13 protein-coding genes are annotated in these 17,879 nt (G+C 73.5%); 5 read left to right on the top strand and 8 right to left on the bottom strand.

Annotated features, from left to right (window positions below):
- Positions 1-572 precede the first annotated feature (572 nt).
- Entirely contained in the window at positions 573-2,249 is a 1,677-nt protein-coding gene (locus tag ACZOOI_RS34850; protein ID WP_465283564.1) for an FAD-binding dehydrogenase, read from the bottom strand.
- 432 nt (positions 2,250-2,681) lie between these two features.
- On the opposite strand from ACZOOI_RS34850, the gene ACZOOI_RS34845 reads away from it, so the two are divergent.
- Positions 2,682-4,820 (top strand): outer membrane protein assembly factor BamB family protein, encoded by a 2,139-nt coding sequence (locus tag ACZOOI_RS34845; RefSeq protein ID WP_465283563.1) that lies wholly within the window; start codon positions 2,682-2,684, stop codon positions 4,818-4,820.
- Positions 4,821-4,890: 70 nt separating this feature from the next.
- Here the strand turns inward: ACZOOI_RS34845 and ACZOOI_RS34840 are convergent, their stop codons facing one another.
- Positions 4,891-6,138, bottom strand: a complete 1,248-nt coding sequence (locus tag ACZOOI_RS34840) for a sensor histidine kinase (protein ID WP_465283562.1) — start codon at positions 6,136-6,138, stop codon at positions 4,891-4,893.
- A gap of 570 nt (positions 6,139-6,708) precedes the next feature.
- On the opposite strand from ACZOOI_RS34840, the gene ACZOOI_RS34835 reads away from it, so the two are divergent.
- The 3 genes from ACZOOI_RS34835 (at position 6,709) to ACZOOI_RS34825 (ending at position 9,810) form a co-directional block, all read left to right on the top strand.
- Positions 6,709-8,067, top strand: coding sequence for an aminotransferase class I/II-fold pyridoxal phosphate-dependent enzyme (locus tag ACZOOI_RS34835; RefSeq protein WP_465283561.1), 1,359 nt, complete (start codon positions 6,709-6,711; stop codon positions 8,065-8,067).
- A gap of 126 nt (positions 8,068-8,193) precedes the next feature.
- Positions 8,194-8,844 carry a hypothetical protein gene (locus ACZOOI_RS34830; protein ID WP_465283560.1) on the top strand — a complete coding sequence of 217 codons (651 nt, stop codon included), beginning with the start codon at positions 8,194-8,196 and terminating at the stop codon, positions 8,842-8,844.
- Positions 8,845-9,060: 216 nt separating this feature from the next.
- Positions 9,061-9,810: a GNAT family N-acetyltransferase gene (locus ACZOOI_RS34825; protein WP_465283559.1), complete on the top strand. Its 750-nt coding sequence runs from the start codon at positions 9,061-9,063 to the stop codon at positions 9,808-9,810.
- An 88-nt stretch (positions 9,811-9,898) separates the two neighbouring features.
- On the opposite strand, the gene ACZOOI_RS34820 is transcribed toward ACZOOI_RS34825, so the two are convergent.
- Positions 9,899-10,846, bottom strand: coding sequence for a helix-turn-helix transcriptional regulator (locus ACZOOI_RS34820; RefSeq protein WP_465283558.1), 948 nt, complete (start codon positions 10,844-10,846; stop codon positions 9,899-9,901).
- Between the two features lie 375 nt (positions 10,847-11,221).
- On the opposite strand from ACZOOI_RS34820, the gene ACZOOI_RS34815 reads away from it, so the two are divergent.
- A complete protein-coding gene (locus tag ACZOOI_RS34815; protein ID WP_465283557.1) occupies positions 11,222-12,286 on the top strand; it encodes an alkene reductase in 1,065 nt (354 codons plus the stop codon).
- Between the two features lie 401 nt (positions 12,287-12,687).
- On the opposite strand, the gene ACZOOI_RS34810 is transcribed toward ACZOOI_RS34815, so the two are convergent.
- From ACZOOI_RS34810 to ACZOOI_RS34790, 5 genes are all read right to left on the bottom strand, one after another.
- Positions 12,688-14,211: an FAD/NAD(P)-dependent oxidoreductase gene (locus tag ACZOOI_RS34810; RefSeq protein ID WP_465283556.1), complete on the bottom strand. Its 1,524-nt coding sequence runs from the start codon at positions 14,209-14,211 to the stop codon at positions 12,688-12,690.
- The gene (locus tag ACZOOI_RS34805) at positions 14,211-14,795 is read right to left on the bottom strand and encodes a (2Fe-2S)-binding protein (RefSeq protein WP_465283555.1); all 585 of its coding nucleotides are present in this window, start codon (positions 14,793-14,795) and stop codon (positions 14,211-14,213) included. The genes ACZOOI_RS34810 and ACZOOI_RS34805 overlap by 1 nt, the downstream gene beginning before the upstream one ends.
- The gene (locus ACZOOI_RS34800; protein ID WP_465283554.1) at positions 14,788-15,972 is read right to left on the bottom strand and encodes an NAD(P)/FAD-dependent oxidoreductase; all 1,185 of its coding nucleotides are present in this window, start codon (positions 15,970-15,972) and stop codon (positions 14,788-14,790) included. The genes ACZOOI_RS34805 and ACZOOI_RS34800 overlap by 8 nt, the downstream gene beginning before the upstream one ends.
- On the bottom strand, positions 15,972-16,892 hold the full coding sequence (locus ACZOOI_RS34795; RefSeq protein WP_465283553.1) for a dihydrodipicolinate synthase family protein: 921 nt from the start codon (positions 16,890-16,892) through the stop codon (positions 15,972-15,974). Before ACZOOI_RS34795 ends, ACZOOI_RS34800 begins: the two co-directional genes overlap by 1 nt.
- Positions 16,893-17,045: 153 nt before the next feature.
- Positions 17,046-17,582 carry a helix-turn-helix domain-containing protein gene (locus tag ACZOOI_RS34790; RefSeq protein ID WP_465283552.1) on the bottom strand — a complete coding sequence of 179 codons (537 nt, stop codon included), beginning with the start codon at positions 17,580-17,582 and terminating at the stop codon, positions 17,046-17,048.
- Positions 17,583-17,879 lie beyond the last annotated feature (297 nt).

The raw sequence follows: 17,879 nt of genomic DNA, 5'->3' as shown, positions 1-17,879 counted from the left end.
AGGCGGGGCATTTGCCAAGCCTTCCCAAGTCGCAGCAGCCCCGACATCGAGGCCACGACTCCGTCCCGCGCGATGAGCGGAGAATCCCACCTCGGCGCACTCGGTGCGGCACGCCGACCTCATCGCTCGTCGATCGGACCCAAACAGGCACGGTGCCATCAGCCGCAAGAGTCGCGGGTGGGCCGGAAGTCGGCCACGCCCTTGTACGGGGCGTGGTAGCCCCCGCCTTTCCGGGGCGCCAAGGTCGCGCTGCGCTCACATGGGTCGGGGAAGGTGAGGGTCGGCAGCGAGAGTGCGGCGGGGCGAGGAGAGCGCCGAAGACACCCTGCCCCGCTCGGGCGCATACGAGGAGCCCGAAGGATTCGGCGGCGCCGCCGAGGGGGCCGAGGACCCGGTCCTGGCGGTCTGCCAACGCGACGGCCCCGTCGCGGCGTTCCTGAACCAGCGTCGGCATCGGGGCATGCGCATCCGCCGCGCCGGGCGCCGCCGACCCGTGCGGTGGCCCGGCCCGCGCCGCGGACGGGAAGCGGTGCATGCCGCCGCGGCCCCCGCCAAGGTCCGCCGGACGCGGCCTAGTTGCCGGTTGCGCGGGCTGCGGCGCGGCCGGCGAGGCGGCCGCCGAACAGGCAGCCGCCCAGGAAGGTGCCTTCGAGGGCGTTGTAGCCGTGTACGCCGCCGCCACCGAAGCCGGCCACCTCGCCCGCCGCGTACAGGCCCTCGATGGGCCGTCCGTCGAGGCCGAGGGCGCGCGCGTCGAGGTCGGTCTGGATGCCGCCGAGCGTCTTGCGGGTGAGGATGTGCAGCTTGACGCCGATCAACGGGCCGGCCGCCGGGTCCAGGATGCGGTGCGGCGCGGCGGCTCGGCCGAGCCGATCGCCCAGGTAGCGGCGGGCGTTGTGGATGCCCTGGATCTGCGCGTCCTTGCCGTACGGGTTGGCGATCTGCAGGTCGCGGGCCTCGATCTGACGGCGGATCAGCGCCGGGTCCAGGAGCGGCTCGGCGGTCGAGCGGTTCATGCCGGCGACGAGTTCGTCCAGGGTGTCGGCGACGACGAAGTCCGCGCCGTGCCGCTTGAAGGCCTCCACGGGGGCGGGTGCGCCCTTGCCGATCAGGCGGGTGCGCAGGAAGCCGACCCGGTCCTTGGCGGTGATGTCGGGGTTCTGTTCGGAACCGGAGAGCGCGAACTCCTTTTCGATGATCCGCTGGGTGAGGATGAACCAGGAGTGGTCGTGGCCCGCGAGGTCCTCGGTGGTGCGCAGGTGTCGAAGCGTGGCCAGGGTGTCGTAGCCGGGCAGGCACGGTGCGGGCAGTCGGCGTCCGAGCGCGTCGAACCACATCGAGGACGGGCCGGGCAGGATCCGGATGCCGTGGCCGGGCCAGATCGGGTCCCAGTTGCGCAGGCCCTCGGTGTAGTGCCACATCCGGTCGCGGTTGACCACCCGGACACCGGCCGCGGCGCCGATGTCGAGCATGCGCCCGTCCACGTACGCGGGAACGCCGGTGACCATGCTCGCGGGCGCGGTGCCCAGCCGGGCGGGCCAGTATCGGCGGATCAGGTCGTGGTCGGCGCCGATCCCGCCGGTGGTCAGGACGAGTGCCTGCGCGGTGAGTTCGAAGTCGCGGACCTCGTCTCGGTTGCTCGGCGCGCCCCTACGGGCGGAGTCCGGGGCCAGGACCCGGCCGCGGATCCCGCGGGCGGCGCCGTCCTCGACGATCAACTCGTCCACCCGGTGCCGGTGGTGGAAGGTGAGCAGTCCGTCGGCGGCGGCCCGGCGGGCCGACCGGACGAAGGGCTCCAGCACGCCGGGGCCGGTGCCCCATGCGACGTGGAAGCGGGGTACCGAGTTGCCGTGCCCGTCGGCGCGCAGATTGCCGCGTTCGGCCCAGCCGACCGTGGGCAGGAAGCGCATGCCGTGGCCGGCCAGCCACGAGCGCTTCTCGCCGGCGGCGAACTCGACGTAGGCGCGGGCCCAGCGCACCGCCCAGGAGTCCTCGTCGTCGAGCCGGTCGAACCCGGCGCTGCCGCGCCAGTCGCTCCAGGCCAGTTCGAAGGAGTCCTTCACGCCCATCCGGCGCTGTTCGGGCGAGTCGACCAGGAACAGCCCGCCGAACGACCAGAACGCCTGCCCACCCAGGTTCGCCGGGCCCTCCTGGTCGACCAGCGCGACCTTGCGGCCCAGCGCGGTGAGTTCGTGGGTGGCCACCAGGCCGGCGAGTCCGGCCCCGACTACGATGACGTCAGCGTCCACTGTGCGTTCTCCCTGGGTCGGGTGCGGGCGAGCAGGTCACCGGCGCGCTCGCGCACACGCCGAGATCCCAGGAGGGTACCGGCGCGCGACACACACCGACGGCACCCCCGCGCCGACGGCACTCGCATCCGCATTCACCCGCGGCACCCGCGCCGGCCGCGCCCGCGCCGTTCGGCGCCACCCTCGGCACCCGCCCCGCCGGTACCCACTTCGCCGGCGCCCGCTCGGTTCGGCGCCACCCTCGGCACCCGCCCCCACAGCACCCGCCCCCACAGCACCCGCCCCCACAGCACCCACCCCCACAGCACCCACCCCCACAGCGCCCACCCCGCCGACCTGCGCGCCTTCGTCGCCGGCGCGTCGCCGTAGGATGCGGCCCGAATCCCGGATCCGGGTCGGTGGATCGGGAACGGGACGGGGGAGTCCAGGAAGATGACGGTTCGGATCCTGGCCGAGCGCTACGAACTGACCGCACTGCTCGGCCGCGGCGGCATGGGCGAGGTGTGGGCCGCCCGTGACCTGACGATCGACCGTCGGGTCGCGGTCAAACTGCTGCGCACCGGTGCGGACGACGGCGACACCGCACTGTTCCTGCGCGAGGCCCGCACCGCCGGCGGCGTCGACCACCCGGGCATCGTCACCGTCCACGACGTCGGACGGGACGCCGCCGACGGCACGCTCTACCTGGTCATGGAGCACGTCGAAGGCCGGGACTTGGCCCGGGTGTTGCGCGAGGACGGCCCGCCGCCGGTCCCGCTGGCCGCCGACCGGGTGGCACAGGCCGCCGTCGCGCTGCACGCCGCGCACCGGGCCGGCATCGTGCACCGCGACCTCAAGCCCGCCAACCTGATGCTCACCCCCGAAGGCACGGTCAAGGTGCTCGACTTCGGCATCGCCCGCTACGCCGCCGCGACCCGGGAATCGACCCGACTGATCGGCACGCTCGGCTACATGCCGCCCGAGCGCATGCGCGGCACCTCCGGCGACGCCCGCGGCGACCTCTACTCGCTCGGTTGGGTGCTGCACGAACTCCTCACCGGGGAAAAGCCGTTCGGTACGAGTGAGCCGGTGGCGCTGATGTACGCCCACCTGCGCACGGCGCCCGAGCCGCCGAGTCGGCGGCGCCCGGAGGTCCCGGCGGCGCTCGACGCCGTGGTGCTGCGCATGCTGGCCAAGAAACCGGCCGACCGACCGCGTGACGCCGCCGAAGTGGCGCGCCTGCTGCGGCCGTTCGCCGACGGCACGGACACCGTCGTGCTCGACCGCGGTGCTCGGCCACAGATCGGTCGCCGCAGCCTGCTCCTGGGCGGCGTCGGCGTCGTGGGCGCCGGGGTGGGCCTGAGCCTGTACAACCGCGGAGCCGGTGCCGGCACCGGGCGAGGGGAATCGCCCCGATCGCGCAACTCCGGTAAACCGACTGCTGATGCCTCGTCCGGACCGCCGACGGCCACGCCCAAGCGGGTCGGATGGCGGTTCGCCGCGCGGGAGGCGATCAACACCGCGCCCACGATCGTCGCGGACACCGCGTACATCACGAGCGACGACCGCCACGTGTACGCGATCGACACCGCCACCGGCCGGCAACGCTGGTCCTTCGAGGCGGACGGCCTGCTGGAGCGGCCGCTGGTCGCCGGCGGCCTGGTGCACGTGATCGGTCACCTCGACAAGCTGTACACGCTCGACGCGGCGACCGGCGGCAAGCGCTGGGAGCACCCGACCGGCGAGGTGCTCGGCACCCCCATCGCCACCGGTGGCGTGCTCTATGTCGGCGGTCGCGACAGCGGGCTGGTCTACGCGTTCGACGCCGGCACGGGCAGCAAACACTGGGAGTTCGCCACGAACAACGCGGTGAACGACCCGCTCGCGACCTGGAAGGGCGTCGTGGTCGCGGCCGGTTGGGACGGTCGCCTGTACGGCCTCGACGCGCAGACCGGCGCCAAGGTATGGACGTTCGATCCGGGCGGCGCGGGCCCGTGGGCTCCCGTGGTCGCCGGCGGGCGGTTGTACTGCACCGGCCGCACCGCCTCGGGCAAACCCCAGCTGTATGCGATCCACCACCTGACCGGCGAGCCCGAGTGGGCCGCCGACACCACCGGAATCCCGTGGGCCCACGTGGCGTTCGCCGACTACACCGTCTATCACGCGGGCGCCGATCCGGACGTGCCCGAGGTGCTGCGCGCCTTCGACACGTCCACGGGAAAGATGTCCTGGGAGTATGCGCTCGGGACCAGGACCGTTACCGGACTGACCCCGAACAACCGCATGTTGTACGTCGCTTCCGTGGAGGGCACGATCATCGCGCTGGATGCCCGAACCGGGGCGGAGCGCTGGAGCACGACCCCGGGCGGCCCGGTCCGCGCGCCCCTGGCGGTGTCCGACGGCCTCGTCCACGCCGGCAGCGAGGACCGCAATCTGTACGCACTGGACGCCGGCACCGGTGCCGTCCGGTGGACCCGGACCGCCACCGGCGCGATCAAGACCGAGCCGGTGGTGGCCGACCGCATGGTGTACGCGGCGACGGCGGACGGGGCGTTGTATGCGCTCGACGCGAGGACGGGTGAGGGCCCGTGAGCGTGTCGAGCGACCCGCACAGCGGCCCGGTCGCGGGCCCTGGCGGGCGGGATCGGGCCGGGGCCCGGAGTCAGCCGGTCCAGGCGGGTTCGTTCGGCGGCAGGGGCACGTCGGCCACCACGCGGAATCCGCCTTCGGGGCGGTGTCCGGCCTCCAGGGTGCCGCCGTGCAGGGTCACCCGCTCGCGCATGCCCATCAGGCCGTAGCCGCTGCCGGCGATGCCGCTGGGCGCCGCCGAGCCGCCTGCGCCGTCGTCGAGCACCTCCAGCACGACCCGATCGGGCAGATGCCGCACCCGCACGGACGCCCGTGCGGCCCCCGAGTGCTTGCGCGTGTTGGTGAGCGCCTCCTGCACGATCCGGTACAGGGTCAGCCCGGTCGCGGGCGACAACGACCGCCGCTCGCCGATCTCCTCGTACTCGATCGGCAGGCCGGCCGCTCGGGACTCGGTGATCAGCCGGTGGATCTCGGGCATCCCCGGTTGGGGTTCGGAGGGCGCGTCCTCCGGCCCGTCGGTGCTGCGCAGCACGCCCAGCAACTGGCGCATCTCGCTCAGCGCGGTGCGTCCGGACGCCTCCAGCGTGAACAGCGCCTCGCGGGCCGTCTGCGGATCGCGGTCCAGGGTTGCCCGGGCGCCTCCCGACATCAGGTACATCGTGGTGATGTGGTGCGCCACGATGTCGTGCAACTCGCGGGCGATCCGGCGGCGCTCCTCGGTCACCGCCCGATCCGCGCGCAACTGCCGGTTGATGGCCAGTTGCTGCTGCCACTTGGCGGTGCCGACGCCGACGACGATCACCAGGGCGGATCCGCCGAGGCCGGAGGCGGTCGCCTGGGCGAACGACTCGCCGGCGCCGGGGAGCGCCCGCAGCAGCTGAACCGCCACCGCCAGGCCCCCGGCGACGCCGGTTTCCAGAGGTCGGCGATACCGGGCCACGGTGTACAACGCGACCATCAGCGCGCAGCCGAAGCTGCGCGTGGCCGCGTCGGTACACAGCACGAAGGCCGCCTGGGCCAGCACCACGGCGATCAGCACCTGCATCGGATACCGGCGACGCACGATCAGGACCGCGGCGCCCAGGACCGTCAGCAGGAACCCGAGCACCGTCGTGGTCGCATCGGCCGAGTCGAACTCGGCGGCCGTGACGAAGGCGAGCGAGTCCATGACGGTGGAGGCGAGCACGAGCAGCAGGTCGTTGCGGTACGCGGAATGGTCCACGATCCTGCGCCGCAGCCGGGTGTACGTCCCCGCGCTCGGGCGCAGGGTGATGACCTTGCCGGGTGATGCCGAGGCCGCCGGAGGGTGGTCGGACCCCATTCTCGGGTCTCCTTAGCTGGTGGTCGGTGCTGGGTGGTCGACGGGCTTGTCGGGGGTCGACGCGCGCGGCGCCGGTCGGCGTGCCGGGTCGGCCGCGCGTTGGGGACGAACCGTTCTCGCGGAATGGAGTCGCCCTCCATTCCATCGCATCCGGAGACCGCGGCAGACCACCACACTGACGATCTCGACCCCGGACTCGAGTCCTGCTTCACCCCCTGCCTCGGGACCGAGGTACCGGATGTCGCCTCGTTCGCTGCCGCTGCCGCTGCGCCCCCGCCCCGGACGCCGCTCCCCCCGTCCCCGCTGCCGCCGCTGCCGACTCGTCCGCTCTTGGGCGCACGCGGCGTCTCGGGTGTGGCAGGGGCCTCGGCGGCGGCCATCCGGGGCGGGGGTGTGCATGATCGAGAGTCGGTCGGGAAGTCTGATTATCCGGTTTTGTCCTGACGGTAAGGCCGCCCACGTCCCGCTCGAACCGATCCCGCACGAGGCGTCCTCGGCGCGGACACCGGGCCCGGGTCGAGGGTGTCGAGCCGCGGGGCATTCGTCAACCGTCGCATCCGGAGGGACACCATGGACACCCGTCGCCGGCTGACCGAGGCATTCGACACCTGGTCCGCGTGGGCCGACGCGCAGGCCGGCGACGGGGACCGCGGCGAGCCGCACCTGGCGGACCTGGCCGCGCGGCTGCGCGGTGGGCGGCCCTCCCCGCACCCGGCCGGCGTCGAACACCCGGTCGAGCCGCCGCATCGGGCGGCGCTCGTCGGTCGGCTCGCCGCCACGCTGGTGGGGCCCGAGGGGCGGGAATGCGACGGCGATCCGGGCTCGGACGGGTTGGCGGAGGAGGTCGTCGCCGAGCTTGCGGCGATGTTCGGGCTGCCCACCGCGTACGGACACCTCACCTCGGGCGGTGCCATCGCCAACCTGGAGGCCCTGCGGGTGGCCCGTGAGGCCCATCCGGAGGGCGGCATCGCACACGGCGCCGACGGCTTCCCCGCACACGAACGCATGTGCGACGCGCTGCGCGTGCCGGCCCACTGCGTCCGGATCGACTCGGCCGGCCGGATCGACCTCGACGCCCTCGCGACGCAACTGGCCAAGGAACGTATCGGTACGGTCGTGGTCGGCGCCGGCACCGGGACGCTCGGCGCGGTCGATCCCATCGCCGACATTCTGGCGCTGTGCCGCGAGCACGACGTGCGGGTACACGTGGACGCCACCCACGGCGGATTCTTCACCCTGCTGGCCGACGCGGACGAACTGCGCGACACCCCCACCGCCCGGCACCTTCGCGCCATCGCCGACTGCGACTCGGTGGCGGTGGACCCGTACCGCCGTGGCCTGCACCCGCATGCGTGCGGCGTGCTGTTGTTCGGCGCCGCCGACGGCCTCGGCGAGGAAGCGCGCCTCGACCAGGCCCCTCTGGGCGCCACCGCGGCGGCCCTGTGGCTGACCCTGCGTGCCCTGCCGCCCACCCCCGAGGGCCTGGGTGAGCTGCTCGCCGGTCGACTCCGCAGCACCCGCCGCTGGCGCGACCTGATCGACGGCGAACCGGAGTTGATGCTGTACCAGGAACCCGAACTGGACATCCTCACCTACCTGGCCCTCACCGGCGAACCGCGCCCCCGCATGTCGTCCGTGGCCGGCTCCAGCCGGCACATCGTGCACGCCGACCCGCCCGGGACCGACCACCCGGTGTACCTGAGCACGCTGCACGTGCGCGTCCTGGACTTCCTGGGCCGACACCCGCGCGCGATCGCCGACCGCAACGACACCCACATCCTGCGCAGCACCCTGCTCGGCCCGGACTGCGACGCCCACGTCGACCCGGCGCACGACCGGGTCACCGCCCTGGCCGCCGCCGCGCCACGCCGCACCCACGCCGCCGCCGATCCGCACGCACGAACCCCGGCGGTCGAATCGGCGGTGTGACCTCGGGCCGGTAATGCGGTCGCGTGGTTGCCGCCGGGGCGGGCCGGCGACCGCTTTCGCCGCAACCGCGCTGCCCGCGGCGACGTTTCGGTGGGGGCCGTAGCGTCGAGAGACCAGCATGGGCCCATGACGATGCGAACTCCCGCCGTGCTGACCGATCCCTCCTACCGGGTTCCGTCCGTGCCCGACGCGCCGCCCGGGGGTGTTGCCTGGCTGCGCGCTTCGGTCGCGCGGTTCAGCGATGGTGCCGCGCACGAGCGCCGGCGTGCCCTGGCCGTGGCCGAGTTGGCCCGAATCGACCCCCGGGCACTACTGGAGCGTGCGTCGGCCGGCGCCGCCGGGCCGGTCGAGGTGCTCGCCGAGGCGCTCGGCCTGCCCTCCGGCGTCGCGGCAGACGTCGCCGTGGTGGCGCGCTCCTACCAACCGCACGCCGCGATCACCGACGAGGCCGACCGGGCCGTGCGGCGGCTGGTCCGGGTCTGCGGCGGTGTCGCCGACGAGGCCACCGCGAGTCGCATCGGCCTGCTCGTTCAGGCTTGCGACTCGACCAAGGCCCTGGTCGCGAACCTGGCGGCCGGGCGCACCGACGCTCCGGTACCGCTGACCCGCCGGATCGCACCCGACGGCACGTCGGTCGAAGTCGACCTGTCCGAAGCGCCGTTCGGCCTCGGCCCGCACGCCTGCCCCGGACAGGCACATGCGCTCGCCCTGGCGACCGGCTTGCACCGCGCCGCCGCCGGCGGGTGCCCGGCCGATCCCGGCCACGCGCGTCCGTGAGGGGTCGCACTGATCCGGACACCGGCATACCCGGGCGCCGAACTCGGCCGGGTCGGCGACGTACCGACGCGGGACGCGCGTGAGGGCGGTGCGGACGGCGGTGCGGACGGCGGTGCGGACGACGCTGGTGTGGCGATGGCCGACGTGTGCTTCCGGGGGTGTGGGAGGCCGGTGAATTCGGTCGCTCGGGGGCTTGCGGCGGGGCACGATACGACCATGAATGGCGATCATTTCCTTGGCCGGGCTCGGGAGTTGTGGGTTGAGGCGGCGGGGGCCGCGGTGGAGTTTCCGGGAGTGGGCGAGGTGAACGTGGTGGTCTCGCCCGGGTCGCGGTTGTGTCCGCCCGCCTGGGCGGGGGTGGTGCTGCTCGGCGGGGCCGGGATCGCCACCGCGCCGAACGCACGAGACGCCGAGCTGTTGGCGGACGCGGTCCGAAAGGTGGCCCCGGCGAGGGGGATTGGGGACGCGGGCGGGCTGTTGGGGGCGTTGCCCGTTGTCGACGTGCTGGGGCCGGCCTCGCTCCTCTACCTGGACCGCGCGGCCTTCCTGCCCCACGACGGCGCCGCCGCCGTCGAGGAAGTGACGGTCGATGGTGTCGAGTTGGCTGCGCTGCTGGACCGGGCCGGCGCGGCGGATGCGGACGAGAGCGGTTTGGCGGACGTCACGTCGCCGGTGTTCGTCGTGCGCGAGGGTGTCCATGTGGTTGCCGCGGCCGGCTATCAGGTCTGGCCCCGGTCCGTGGCGCAGCACGGTGTGCTGGTGGCGCCGGGGAGCCGAGGCCGGGGCCTGGCGCGGACCGTCGCCTCGGCCGCGGTGACCCATGCCCTGGCCGGGGGCCTGCTTCCGCAGTGGCGAGCACGACCGGAGCCGTCCAAGCGGGTGGCGCTCGCGCTGGGATTTCGGGAGGCGGGCTCGCAGGTGAGCGTTCGGCTCGGTGCCGAGGAGCAGGCAGCCGGAGTTCGGTGACCGCCCTTCGGTTCGGTCCGGGTGGCCGTCTTCACCCGGTACGGCACGGCCATGGCGGTCCGCACCGGCTCCGCCGGTTCGCCCGCGTTCAGGAGCGCTGTGCCCGCTCCTCCGTCGTGGTCGCGTCTGCGCCCCAACTGGCCAGCAGACGGAGGTTTTCCGCCGTGGTCGAGCCGGGTTCGGCGTGGTACATGGTCAGGGACTGTTCGGAGTCGTCGGGTAGGCGCAGCGATTCGAAGGACAGGGTCAGGGCGCCGACCAGCGGGTGGTGTAGGCGCATGGCGCCGTGGTGTTGCTCCCTGATCTCGTGCCTGGCCCACAGGCAGCGGAACTCCTCGCTCTTGACCGAGAGTTCGCCCACCAGGGCGGAGAGTTGCGGATCGTTCGGATGGCAACCCGCGTCCAGGCGCAGGGCGCCGACGATGTCGGCTGCCTTGGCCTCCCAGTCCACGAACAGGCGGCGCTGGTCCGGGTGCAGGAACACCAGCCGGGCCCAGTTGCGCTCCCGGGGCGGTAGTCGGTCCCAGTCGCCGAACAGGGCCGCCGCCATCGGGTTCCAGGCCAGGATGTCCGAGCGCTGCCCGGTCACATACGCCGGCACCCCCTCCAGCGAGGCCAGCAAGCCCCTGAGTGCGCCGCGCACTTGTTGTTGCGGAGGTGTGCTGCGCCTGCGGCGCTGGCACCTGATCAGGTGATCGAGGTACTCGGCCTCGGCGTCGGTCAGCCGCAGGGCGCGGGCGACGGCGTCGAGTACCTCCTCGGACACGTTGTGGCCGCGGCCCTGTTCGAGCCGGGTGAGGTAGGCGACCGACACACCGGCCAACTGGGCCAGTTCCTCGCGGCGCAGTCCCGGCACGCGCCGGTGCCGCCCGGTCGAGCCGGCCAGGCCGACGTCCTCCGGGCGCAGCCGGGCTCGCCGATTGCGCAGGAACTCGCTGATCTCGGCGCGCGGATCGATCGGCTCGCCGCCGAGTTCGGCCGCCTCGGTCGCCCGCGTCGCCTTCGTCGTCTGTGCTGCCTCGGGCCGGTCGTTCATATCGCCCATTATCCGCAGCGGCGGACCGACGCGGGCGGGCGAGCCTGACCCTGGCAGTGGTAGGAACACCGGTCGTAAGCCGATCAGGGCTCTGGGTGACTCGGCCGCGGTGCGGCAGGCTCGTGGTCGCCCCGTCGGCCGAGTCGTCGGTGGCAGCGACCGATCACGACCCTGGAGATTGCGATGAGTATCGACGCCGAGCAGGCAGCGGCCCACGCCGACCGCCCGACCACCGACGCCGACCACATCCGGGCCGACGCCGATGACGCACCGGCCGGCGCCGACCGCCCGCCGACGGGATCCGCGGGAGCCCTTCGTGGAAATGCGGCACCGGGACTACCGGGCCGAAGCGCCCGTCGCGCGGTGCGGACGACCGTGCACTCTCCCCTTCTGGAGCCGTACCACGGCCCTGCCCTCCGACTGCCGAACCGCGTGGCCATGGCGCCGATGACCCGCTCCCGTGCCGACGACGCGACCGGCGTTCCCACGGCGATCATGACCCGGTACTACGCCCAGCGTGCCGCCGCCGGCCTGATCGTCAGCGAGGGCATCTGGCCGCACCGGCTCGGCAAGGGCGGCCCCGGCGTCCCCGGCCTGACCGATCCCGCCCAGGTCGAGGGCTGGCGCCGGATCACCCGTGCCGTACATGCCGCGGGTGGGCGGATCTTCGCCCAGTTGTGGCACGTGGGCCGGGTCTGCCACCCCGATCTCCTCGGGGGCGAGGAGCCCGTCGCGCCGTCCGCCGTCGCGATCTCGCACGGCTTCATTCACACCGCCGCCGGTCCGAAGGACTACGTCCGGCCCCGCGCGATGTCGGCGGGCGAGATCGGCCAGGCGATCGAGGCGCACGCCGACGCGGCCCGGAACGCCGTCGATGCCGGCTTCGACGGGGTCGAGATCAACGGGGCCTACGGCTACCTCCCGGCCCAGTTCCTCTCCGACAGCGCCAATGTGCGCACCGACGCCCACGCCGACCGGGTCCGGTTCGCGGTGGAGGTGGTCGAGGCCGTCGCCGCCGCGATCGGGGCGGACCGGACCGCGCTGCGCATCTCGCCCGACAACCGGCTCCACGACATCGTCGAGTCCGACCCGGCCCGGCGCTACCGCCGGCTGGTGGACGCGCTGGACGGCATGGGCCTGGCGTACCTGCATGTGGTGCAGTCCGGGGAGTATCCGGCGCTGGCCGATCTGCGCCCGCGTTGGCGGGGCACGCTGGTCGGCAGTTACGACGGCCCGGAGCCTGGCGGTCGCGAGCAGGCCGAGCGGTTGCTGCGCACCGGCCTCGCCGACGTCTACGCGTTCGGCCGGTTGTTCCTGGCCAACCCGGACCTGCCGCAGCGGATCGCGGCCGATGCCGCGCTCAACGCACCGCGCGAGACCGGGATATACGGGGGCGGCGCGGAGGGATACCTGGACTACCCGAGCCTGGCGGCCGGATAGCCGACCGGTGGACCGTGGTCGGCGTCGGATCGGGGCGTACCGGGGGTGGTCGTGGGGCGCCGCGTAGGCTGGTCGGTCGGGTAGGGAGTGCGAGCGGGAGGGCGCGGCGTGCGGAAGTCTCGCGGATATCGGTGCCGGCCGGCGGCGATGGTGCTCGTCGTGGCCGGTGCCGGAGCGGTGGCGTGTGAACCGCCGAGGAGCGACTCCGCGCGGGCGTCCGGATCGGCGGCGCCGGGTGCCGCGGACACGGCGGCGCCCAAGGGCGGCGGCGGGCAGCCGGCCCGCTACGCGCCGCAGGTGATCGAGCAACGAGCGCGTTTCCGCGACCGCGTACGAAGCTGCCGACGGGCGCGTTTCCGCCATCGCGCACGACGCGGCAACAGCCTGCGGCTGTCGGCTCGTTACCGGGGCGTCTCGGTGTCGGCGGGGTTCGGGGGTGCGTGGGTGGTGGCGTCGTGGGCCTCGGCGAGGGCGGCGACCGGGAGGGGCTTGATTGGGGGGCGGGCCGTGAAGGGGCCGAGGGTTTCCCGGGGGATGTGGGTTTCCTCGTGCAGGAGTTCGACCAGGGCGGGGCCGCACATGCGGCCCTGGCAGGGGCCCATGCCCGCCCGGCTGAGCAGTTTGACCGCGTCGGCGGTGCCCAGGCCCGGGTTGTCCCGCAGTGTGCAGCGGATCTGCCCGTAGGTCACCTCCTCACAGCGGCACAGCAGCGTGTCGTCCTCGGCGAGTGCGTTCAGGGCGGCACGATCGGGTGCGCAGGTGTGTTCGAGCAACCTGACCATCCGGGTGGTGGCGGCCAATTCGCGTTCCACGGAGGGTAGTTCACGGTCTTGAGCGGCGCCGTCGAGGAGGCCCAGGCTGCGGCAGATGTCCAGCGCGGCGCGTTTGCCGGCGGCGACCGCGTGTTCGGCGCCGGCGATGCCGGTGAGTTCGCCGGCCGCCCAGATGTGCGGGAGGGTGGTGCGCATCGCGTGGTCGTGGACCAGGACCCAGCCGCCGGCGGGCCCGTTCCAGGTGGCCTCGCATCCGGCCTGGCGGGCCAGTTCGGTGGAGGGGACGAAGCCGTAGCCGGTGCCGACGGTGTCGCAGGCGATGGTGCGTTCGGTGCCGGGTACGGGACGCCAGTTCCGGTCGACCCGGGCCAATACGGCGGTGGTGACGTGCTCCTCGCCATTGGCGCGCAGGAGCAGGGTGTGGGTGTGGATCGGCACGCCGGCCTGCCGCAGGGTGCGCACGGCGGCGAGGCCCTCGGCGACCTTGGCCCGGTTGCCGGGCAGCGCGGCGAGTGCGCGGGTGAGTTCGGCGGGGCCGGGCAGGCCCTGGGCGAAGGCCACTTCCGCGACGTCGGCCCCGGCACGGACGAGCTGCGCGGCGGCGATCAGCAGCAGCGGATGGGCGCCGGCCAGCACGATGCGCCGGCCGGCGAGGGTGTGGTGACCCTTGAGCAGGGCCTGGATGCCGCCGACGGTGAGGAAGCCGGGGAGGGTCCAGCCGGGTAGGGGTACCGGCAGGTCGTAGGCGCCGGCGGTGAGCAACAGGGCGCGGGGCAGCAGGATTGCCACCCCGCCGGGGCCGTGCACCGCGACCCGGGGACCCTCGGGCACGGGCGTGCCGGGTGGCGCGGCGAAGCCGTCCGGCGTGGTGTGCGTGCCGAAGACGCCCCACGCGGTGGTGTCGTGCGCGAAGGTGATCCCCGGGTGCGCGGCGGCCCGGGCGAGCAACGCGCGGCCGGCGTCGTACGCGGGGCCGGCGAGCGGATCGGGGCCGCCCGCGTCGGGGTCGGGTCGGCGCCAGATCTGCCCACCGGGACGGGCCTGTTCGTCGACGACCAGGACCTGCGCGCCGTGCCGGGCGGCGGTGACGGCGGCAGCGAGACCGGCGGGACCGGCACCGACGATCAGCACCTGCGGTTCGGTGGCGGTCATCACACGTCCTCGATCTCGGTGGGCGCGTTCGTGTCGTTCCGGGTGCCGTCCCCGGTTCCGACCTCGTTCCCCGCGCCCGTGCCCGTGCCCGTGCCTGCGCCCGCGCCCGTGCCTGCGCCCGTGCCCGTCCCCGTGCCGGTGTCGGCGCCTGTGCCGATCCGTACGTGCGGGCCATCCTCCGTGTCACCGTCCACACGCATGTCCGCATGCACATCCCGGCCGGCGTCGGCACGCACGTCCGGCCTGTCCTCCGTGCCGGTGCCCCCACCCGCGCCCCTGTCCGCGCCGACCCCCCGGCCGGCCCCGATGCCCGCACCCGCGCCGACCCCGCCCCCCGTGTCCACGCGCATGCCCGCGCGGACCGGTTCCTGGCAGGCCCGTACCAGTGGGATGCCGTCGACGGTGACGGCGCAGTCGAAGCACACGCCCATCCCGCAATAGGGCGCGCGCGGCCGGCCGGCCCGGTCGTACCGGGTGACGGGGTGCTCGGTGGCGATCAGGGCGGCGGCCAGCGAGCGGCCGCGGGGGACGGTGTGCGGGCGGCCGTCGAGGGTGATGGACACCTGCGCCGGGTGGTCAGACAAAGTTCAGTGCTCCGAACCGTGCGGGGGAGTAGTCGTCGAGGGGCAGCCCGGTGGTGCCGGTAAGGACCTGTTCGGCGAGCAGGCGACTGTAGGTGGGGCCGAGGGTGAAGCCGGATCCGCCGGTGGCGACGAAGAAGTCGGGGCGGCGCGGGACGGCTCCGAGCAGCGGCAGTTGGTCGGGAGCCAGCGAGGTGGCGCCGGACCAGATGCGCAGCACCGGCAGGCGCTGTACGGCCGGCACCACGCGCGCCGCGTCGGCACCGGCGAACACCGAGTCCAGCCGCAATTCGGGGCGGGCGTCCAGGTCGAGGGCGCCGGCGTGCTGGACGAACTTGGCGGCGCGGCCACCGCCGATGAGCACGTTGCCCTCCTCGGTCTGCTTGAGCGAGAGGCGGCGGCCGGCGTGCTGGACCAGGTGCGGGATCAGCGGCGGCGCCGCGGCGGTGACCGTCATGGTGAGCGCGACGGGCACCAGGGGCAGCCGGATGTCGGCCATGGCGGCCACCTCGCCGGTCCACACGCCGGCCGCGACCACGACCGCGCGCGCGGCCATGCGCTGCCCGTCGGCGGTCTCGGCGAGCCACCGTCGGCCGTCGTGGCGCAGCGCGGTCAGCCGTACGCCGGTGTCGATCCGGGCGCCGTGTCGGCGGGCGGCGCGGGCGTAGGCGTGGGTGACCAGGCGCGGGTTGGCCTTGCCCTCGCCGGGGCACCAGGCGGCGCCGATCACGCGGTCGGAGAGATAGGGGGCGCGTTCGTGGGTGGCGCGGGCGTCGAGCAATTCGACGTGCAGTCCGTGGGTGTGTTCCAGGTGTGCTTTATGCGCGAGCAGGGCCATGTCCTCGGGGGATTCGGCGAGCATCAGGCCGCCGGAGCGGCGCACGCCGCACGGTTCGCCGAGTTCGTCCTCCAGGCCGGCCCACGAGTGCATGGCGTCCAGGTGCAGCGGCAGCGCCTCGGCGGCGCGGGCGGCCACGGTGGGGCCGTGTTGGATCATCCGGTACTCGAGTTGGAAGTGCAGGCTGCCCGCGTTCTGCCCGGAGGCGTGCCGGTTGAGCTGGTCCTTCTCGATCAACCGCACCGAGGCGCCCGCGCGGGCGAGGTGGTAGGCCAGCGCGCAGCCGAGCAGTCCGCCGCCGACGACCAGGACTTCGGTGGGTTCGGTCGGGCCGGGAGTCATCAGGCCAGGAGTCCGAGTTCGGCGACCGTGGCGCGGACCTGCTCGGCCTCGGCGACGGTCAGCGGCAGCAGCGGGCGGCGCGGGTGGCCCGCGGGTACGCCGCGCAGGGTGAGGGCGTGCTTGAGGATGGCCGGTGCGCTGGCGAAACGCGGTCCGTAGTCGGCGGTGAACCAGGCCTGCATCAGCACCCGGTCGCGGGCGCCCACGGCCAGTGCGGCGGCCTCGTCGCCCGCGGCGAGGTGATGGAAGAAGTCGGGGTGGTCCCGGCCCAGGACGGCGCCGGCGCCCATCAGGCCGTCGCCGCCGATGCCGCGCATCAGCGCGACGCCGACCCGGTCGGTGGTGATGCCGAAGTAGCGCACCCGCTCGTGCAGGGCGATCAGGCCCTTGACGAAGGAGCCGAAGTCGCCGGTGGAGTTCTTGATCGCGACCACGGTGGGCAGGTCGGCGAGCGCGCTCAGGGTGTCGGTGTCCAGGTCGACGCCGGTGCCCCGGGGCCAGTTGTAGACGCAGACGGGGATGTCGACGGCGGTGCAGACCTCTGCATAGAAGGCCACGATCTCGCGCGAGTTGGGCACCACGTACGGCGGCGGGGTGAGCAGGATGCCGTCCAGGCCGGCGGCGCGCGCGGCGCGGGCGTGGCCGATCGCGGCGGAGGCGGTGTAGGCGTTGCAGCCGCCGAGCAGGGTGTACCGGCCGCGGACCCGGCGGGCGGCGCGGGTGAACAGGGCGGCGCGTTCGGTGGCGGTGAGGGTGTACCACTCGCCGGTGGTGCCGGCGATGACGACGCCGTCGAGGCGTTCGGCGGCGAACCACTCCAACTGTTCGTCCCAGGCGGCGAGATCGAGGTCGCCCTGGGAGGTGAAGGGGGTTGTCACGGCCGGTATGTAGCCGTGCCAGTCGACGGTGTTGCGGTCCATGCCCTCGGTCCTTTCGGGGCACAAACGCGGGATCCGGATGACGCGATACCCGTGGGAGCCGGGAACGTGGTCCGTTCCCGGCCGTCGGGACCGGTGCGCCGTTCCCACCCCAGGGTGCGTGGCCGCGAACGTGAGCGTTCCCGGCCGCGGGCCCTACGGCATCGGCGGCGTCACCGCGACGAGCAGCCGGGCCGGTTTGTCGGAGGAGTTGACGAACCGGTGCGGCAGGCGCGAGTCGAAGGTGATCGCGTCACCCTCTTCGAGGCGGTGGACGCGGCCGTCCACCTCGACGTCGAGTCGTCCGGCGAGCACGGTGGCGCATTCCGTGGAGGGATGGCTGTACGGCTCGTCGGAGGATGCCTGGCCGGGCTCGATGTCGGCCTCCAGCACTTCGAGATCGCCCGATCCGGGGGTGAGCCTGGAGTAGGTGATGTGCTGGCGGGGCGCGCCGAGCCGCATGCGTCGGTCGCGCGTGGTCACGGCCACGCGCGGTACGTCCGGATCGTCGAACAGGGTCGAGATGGAGGTGTCGAAGACGCGGGCGAGCTTGCGCAGAGTGCTCAGGCTCGGTTCCGCGGCGCCGTTCTCCAGTTGACTGAGCATGCCCGCCGATATCCCGGCTTGGACGGCCAACTGACGCAAGGTCAGATCGTGCGCTTGCCGTAGTTCGCGCAGTCGGTCACCCAGCATGGTCCGATCCCCGTTCGCTCCGGTGCCGAGCACCCTCGACTCGCGGATCCTGGCTTGTGCTTCATGGCGTGTTCAATGTGGTTGAACGTTTCGGGGCGAACATAAGCATGAAGCTGACTCCCCGTCAAGATCACTGCGCCGCCCGGGTGATGGCCGCCGGGTTGCCGGTGGATGAAGCCCGGGTTGCGAGTGCCCGGCACGGCGTCGTCGGCGAGTGCGGTTTTTGACGTCGATGGGGGCTCTGAGCAGTCATCAAACCGTTATCAAGGCGAAAAATCGTCGCTCCACGTTTACGAG

The organism is Embleya sp. L77 (genome assembly GCF_055557415.1).
Note: the sequence above shows the minus strand (reverse complement) of the source record. Positions and strands in the feature narration are given on the sequence as shown.